Annotated in this window: 5 protein-coding genes; 4 read left to right on the forward strand and 1 reads right to left on the reverse strand. The window is 42.1% G+C overall.

The window, feature by feature from the left end; translation table 11 throughout:
• Window positions 1-47: 47 nt before the first annotated feature.
• Complete coding sequence (locus RT018_RS07615) at window positions 48-392, reverse strand: hypothetical protein (protein WP_312940728.1); 345 nt, start codon at window positions 390-392, stop codon at window positions 48-50.
• Window positions 393-637: 245 nt separating this feature from the next.
• Between RT018_RS07615 and RT018_RS07620 the strand changes: the two genes are divergently transcribed.
• The 4 genes from RT018_RS07620 to RT018_RS07635 all read left to right on the forward strand — a co-directional run bounded on the left by RT018_RS07620 (window position 638) and on the right by RT018_RS07635 (window position 5,348).
• A complete protein-coding gene (locus tag RT018_RS07620; RefSeq protein ID WP_312940730.1) occupies window positions 638-1,546 on the forward strand; it encodes a metallophosphoesterase in 909 nt (302 codons plus the stop codon).
• Between the two features lie 428 nt (window positions 1,547-1,974).
• Window positions 1,975-2,421 carry a staygreen family protein gene (locus tag RT018_RS07625; RefSeq protein ID WP_312940732.1) on the forward strand — a complete coding sequence of 149 codons (447 nt, stop codon included), beginning with the start codon at window positions 1,975-1,977 and terminating at the stop codon, window positions 2,419-2,421.
• A 563-nt stretch (window positions 2,422-2,984) separates the two neighbouring features.
• A complete protein-coding gene (locus RT018_RS07630) occupies window positions 2,985-3,866 on the forward strand; it encodes a LysR family transcriptional regulator (RefSeq protein WP_312940734.1) in 882 nt (293 codons plus the stop codon).
• Between the two features lie 288 nt (window positions 3,867-4,154).
• Complete coding sequence (locus RT018_RS07635) at window positions 4,155-5,348, forward strand: MFS transporter (RefSeq protein WP_312940736.1); 1,194 nt, start codon at window positions 4,155-4,157, stop codon at window positions 5,346-5,348.
• Window positions 5,349-5,548: the final 200 nt, after the last annotated feature.

The following is a 5,548-nucleotide window of genomic DNA, read 5'->3' on the forward strand; positions in this document are numbered from 1 at the left end:
AAGAACAGAAGCCCCTAGAAATGCCAAACTAATAAAATGATTTCAAATTACACTTTAAGATAAATAATGCTTAGGTTTGCGGTTGCAAGAATTCCGAAAAGGATAATTTCGTTGCCTGTCACGTTGTTGAGTGTCATGACAGCCTGCGTGGTTGTGATGGTAAGAAAATCTGAACCGGATATTTGCCCACTGCTAACTACCCCGTTCACCTGTAAAGCAAGTGAAAATATAATCGCCACAGCGGAACCGCCTACTGCTGCACGCCAGTTGACGTAATAGTTCCCCGGTTGTTGCAATACGAGCTCTCCTGTACCAGCATTAAAATTAATATAAGTGCCATTGCTGTCGATTAGTTGGTTAAACGGAATAGGGTTACCAAACATTTTGGTCATTAGACATATCCGTATATACCATGATACATCGTTTAAAATGACTGATAACGAAATGTTTTGAGAATACTAGGGTTTATTATGGACGGCCACGGTTACCCATACTTTGGAATGCTTTGGCTGCAACGCGTGATTTCGTATCTATGTATACCCGTGTAATCAGTTTCAATAACCTAATGCAACTTTTATTTCCAAGCAGGCCCCAATCCGTTTCCCAAATCTATATCATATAAAATTGTGGAGTAACTATGTTCACAGATAAAAGACTAACATCTGCATACCGAAACGCTAAAGTTGAATACTTTGATGCATCGTCTAAGTATATAGTTTTCAGTGATTCTCATCGGGGTGACGATAGTGCTTCCGATGAATTTACCAGAAACCAAAGTGTCCTGCTGCACGCCCTTGAATACTACTATGAGAATGGATATCGATACGTTGAGGCAGGAGACGGAGATGAATTGTGGGAGTATTCCGACTTTAAAACCATACGTCTGGCCCACTCCGACATATTTAAGTCAATCAAGAATTATTATGATGCAGGCAGATTGGTTTTGCTCTACGGTAATCACAACATCTATCTGCGTTCAAAATCTTTTGTTGAGAAAAATTACTATAGCTATTATGATGAATTCCGTCAAGATACGCAGGAGTTTTTAAAAGGCTTAGTTCCATACGAGGCGCTGGTATTAAAGAGCAAGGATACAGGGCGGGAAATACTAATTATACACGGGCACCAAGGCGATTTCATGAATGATCAGTTCTGGATGGTCTCCATGGCATTAATGCGATATTTTTGGAGATTTATGCATGTAATTGGCTTTCAAAATCCAGCCAGCCCAGCAAAAAAACTTTACAAACGGTCAAAAATTGAAATTAAGTACAAGAAGTGGATTGCAGAGCATCATAAAATGATTATCTGCGGACACACGCACCGGCCAAAATTTTCAGAGAAGAATGAACTCCCATATTTTAACACAGGTTGCTGTATTCACACAAAGGGAATCACGGGAATTGAAATAGCGGGTGGCGAAATCATACTGGTGAGTTGGAGAATTCAGGCAGACCCGGACGGTAATCTCAGAATTAAACGGAATATCGTCAGAGGTCCCGTCCCCATTGAAGAATATGATTTTAATAACGGACAGATTGTGTAAAGAGAGAGTTGGCACCCTTGCGTTTCCAATGCTCTGTTTTTGTAAAATGAATGCGAAATAAATGGCATCATTTATTACCATTTGCTTGCACCATATAATTGCTGGCATCCCGTTTTGTGAACTTGTTGATTCAGCGTTATTATCTACCAGGTAAACTTCGCATTAGGCATTTAATCTGCGATTCGTAGTGTCCCGTTCTGTCCACAAGCCCAAGGGGTATCCCTTGGGCTTGTGCTGTATCAAACTAACTTCGAAGTTTACAACATCTTCGCATAAGATCGTTTGTTGCGGGTTTGGTAGTATATCAAACCCATGCTATACTCTGCCTTTCACGAACTTACACAACTACTTTTACAGTTTTTATTATAAGAACAATCTTGTCACACACTGAATATACTACTAAAAACTCTATTTCAGAGGGTGATCATATGCGACAACTCAATCCAGAAAAAGTTTTTGCACAATATCGCGATATCATAAACCCTTACGAACCGGTTGTTGGGAGAAAATACACGGTTACCCATTCTGATGCAACAGCGGATCTTTTTGTGTTTATTGCTTCAAGTTTTGCCGAGGATCAAGTTACTAGAATGCATGATGATGTAAAAATTGGTTGGGAACAAACTGATCGTGGTCTGGCTTTAATCGGCTCGGTGATTGTGGATGGTGAGGACGTGCAGGGGAATCCCAATAATAGAAACAGGATTTTCCTTACCGAAATGCCTATCGCTTTGCAAGCTTTACGCCATGCGGACCGCTTTTTGTTTGATAACAATCCGGCGATTGATCGTGCATCGGTACTTATTCACTTTATTTCGAGCGATCCTTCATATGACAAGACTTACACTTTTGGTGAGATAGGCTATTATAAATAAAACACATCTCCTGCATATTTATTTTGCATGGTTGATGGTTTCCTTTAGCAGTATGTGAGATGGAATCTTGCCATTTGACGCTAACTTATTATAGCTTCTTAAGAAAGACCTTGGAAACAAAAAAGAGGCGCAAGACCACGAAGCGCTGATGAGAATCAGGCTGCTATTTTTTATTACATGCCACTGGCGACTATAGATGCAAAGCAAACCACGCCGCTTTTTCATTTCATGCAACCCTCAATTAGCAAGCCGGATGCTATATGGCATCTGGTTTATTCGTGTTAAGTGCATTGAAGCTTGACACGGTGCCCGTATATATTCCACTTCCACAAAACGAATTGACAGTACTTGCATTATTTTGTATAATTTAACCCGCAGTTGGTTGCAACCGGTAATAGCAAACTTCTTTTATACCCTTTTTGCTGAAGTATTGTCCCTGTTCGTTCAAAAAGTGTATGCTGTATTTGAACATCTGCTACAGCATTTTATACGCACGGGCGGAATCTCGGGCTTTGTGCATTGGCCGGAAAAAGTAGTAAGCATTGGAAAAGGAGCATTTTACTATGAAACTGGTTCAGTTGAATTACTATATAGCCGTGGTTCAGCAAGGCGGTTTTACCAAAGCAGCCGAAGAACTGTTTGTCAGTCAGTCAGCACTGAGCAAGTCAGTGCGCGCTCTGGAAAAGGAATTTGAGACGGAGCTCATCCACCGCTCAGCAAAAGAGTTTCAGCTGACGGCTGAGGGTCAACTGTTTTATGAGTATGCACAGCGTATTCTTCAATACAATCAGGCACAGACACAAGAACTCTACCAGCGTCTGCACAGCGATTGCGGCAGTTTAAGCCTTGGGTTACCGCCGTCGGCAGGCACAATCTATTTTTTCTCTCAAATTTATAAATTTCGAGAGTGCTGGCCCGGTATCGAATTGAAAATTACGGATGCACTCACCTCAAAGCAAATTAAAGAGAAGATGGATGTCGGTGAACTGGATCTTGGCGTGATGATTGAACCGTTTTTAGATGATAAATATTTGAGCCATCGAGTTTATTCTTCAGAAGCAGTGTTGGTAGTTTCTAAACAACACCCTCTTTCTGACGTAAAGAGTATCCGGATCGACAAACTGGCAGAAGAATCGTTTTTGCTGGTCTCTTCCAAGTACATGTTTCATGACGTGGTACAGGAGTATTTTCATAGAGCAGGAATAAAGCCGCGCGTTGCATTCGAAAGCACACAATGGGATCTGTTGCTGGAAATGGTGTCCGATGGTCAGGGAGTAAGTATCCTGCCAAAGCCTATTATTGATAAGTGTTATAATAACCGGGTACATCAGATTCATTTGAAAGAACCTGCTTTTCCATGGGCACTTACACTGATCTATCGTAAGGATAAGTTTGTTACCAGACCAATGCAGCACTTTTTGAATATCTGTGGGAAAAAACTTTAAATTATACTAAAAGCGGGGGGCCATCTGCGGACGGCCCCCCGTTCATCTATTGTGCTTACGTTTTTTATCAAATACGCAATCAAGCAAAATGCACAAAAAACCTGAAGTAATTTGATTTTTCTGTGTGAATCCGTTTCATCCCTTCATGAAAAACCGATATTTCCCTTTTAAGAAAATCAATGTTACCATTGAATCACCAAGGCAATGGCCGTTGCAAAGCACCGTGAACGCGGAACGGAACCGTGCTGATCACACTTCTGCATTCCGCAAAAGAAAGGATCTGAAAAGATGAGCAACCAGACAGGCAAGATATCCTCTACTCGAGCGGGGCTTATCGAATTTATAATGTTTTTTACCTATGCATTTTTTGCCGTCAACTGGATCGCTGGAAGTACCCTAACCAAACAGATTATGGATTATTTTCAGCTTAAAAGTTTTGCTTCCGCAACCTTTATCTCGAACGCCATCACACTTGCTAAAATCATCGGCAACTTTCTCGCCGCCGGAATTTTAAATAAGCTCCTGCCGAAAAAAGCCATTGGTTTGGGTTCCGGATTGATTGTATTGGGCAGCCTACTTGCAATTTTGGCACCGCAATATTGGCTGTTTATTCTGGGGCGATTCATTATGGGTTTTGGTGGCGCTCTCTATGTGGTTTATTTCAGCCCGGTGGTTATTCATTACTTTACACCTGAGAAGCGGCCTACCATCAATGCCTTAAATGGTGTAGCCTACAATTTCGGCGGTATTTTGGCAATGATTGTAGTAGGTCCGGTTATTGTCTGGCTGAACACTTGGCAATATAGTATGGCTTTCTTTGCCGCCATCAGCGCCCTTCTTTTTGTCCTGTGGCCTTTTATCGGGCAAGACTTCGAACTGAATCGCAGTTCTGGTGCGACACAGGCACCCTATACAGTTCGACAGGCTCTCAAAGAAAAAATCAACTGGTTACTTCCATTCACTTATTCCGGTCTGCTCACTTTCTACATTGTGCTTCTGAATATTTTCCCCATTTCAGGGGCAACCGCCATCAGTGCCAAGACACTGAGCACTTTAGTGGCAGTGGGCGGTATTATTGGAAGCTTACTGGCAATTGCTCTTTCTAAAGTTTACTTTTTTCGCAAGCCCGTAATCCGGCTGGCTGGACTGGTTATGACAGGCTCTGGTATTTTGATGTTTAATACCAGCAATGGCGTTATTGCCAGTGCTTCAGCTCTGCTCATCGGCGTATCCATGTTTCTGCCGGTCACCTCTTTGATGATGATTCCGCAGGAACTGCCTGATATGACGCCTGCTCGCCTCACTACGATTATGGGCCTGTTCTGGGCGCTGTCCTACATCATTGAGACGGTGATCTATTTTCTGATCGGCTTTATCATTGATAGAGCGGGCTACGCTACCGGTCTTAATCTGGCTTTGGTGGCAAGCGTTACGCTTTTTCTTGGGTCTTTTTTGCTACCCGAAACCGGACATAAGAAATAATTTCTCTACTTCTATCTTGTATTTGTGCGTAAAGGAGCATTTTTATGAAATCTTTTGAAGAACAGTATCTTGAAAAACGAATGACTGCCGATCAGGCATTAGAGCTTATTCGAGATGGGGATTATATGTTTTCGGCTCAAGCCACGGGTGAGTCTGCGGCAATTCTCAGCCGCCTACAGCATTTAAAGGAGACCGGCGTC

The sequence above is a fragment of the Oscillibacter sp. genome (assembly GCF_032060045.1).
In the GTDB taxonomy this organism is placed as follows: domain Bacteria; phylum Bacillota; class Clostridia; order Oscillospirales; family Oscillospiraceae; genus Oscillibacter.

Excerpts from the sequence above, each read along its gene's own strand:
- RT018_RS07625 (WP_312940732.1), top strand. The coding sequence starts at position 1,975 with ATGCGACAACTCAATCCAGAAAAAGTTTTTGCACAATATCGCGATATC.
- RT018_RS07620 (WP_312940730.1), top strand. The coding sequence starts at position 638 with ATGTTCACAGATAAAAGACTAACATCTGCATACCGAAACGCTAAAGTT.
- RT018_RS07615 (WP_312940728.1), bottom strand. The coding sequence starts at position 392 with ATGACCAAAATGTTTGGTAACCCTATTCCGTTTAACCAACTAATCGAC.
- RT018_RS07635 (WP_312940736.1), top strand. The coding sequence starts at position 4,155 with ATGAGCAACCAGACAGGCAAGATATCCTCTACTCGAGCGGGGCTTATC.
- RT018_RS07630 (WP_312940734.1), top strand. The coding sequence starts at position 2,985 with ATGAAACTGGTTCAGTTGAATTACTATATAGCCGTGGTTCAGCAAGGC.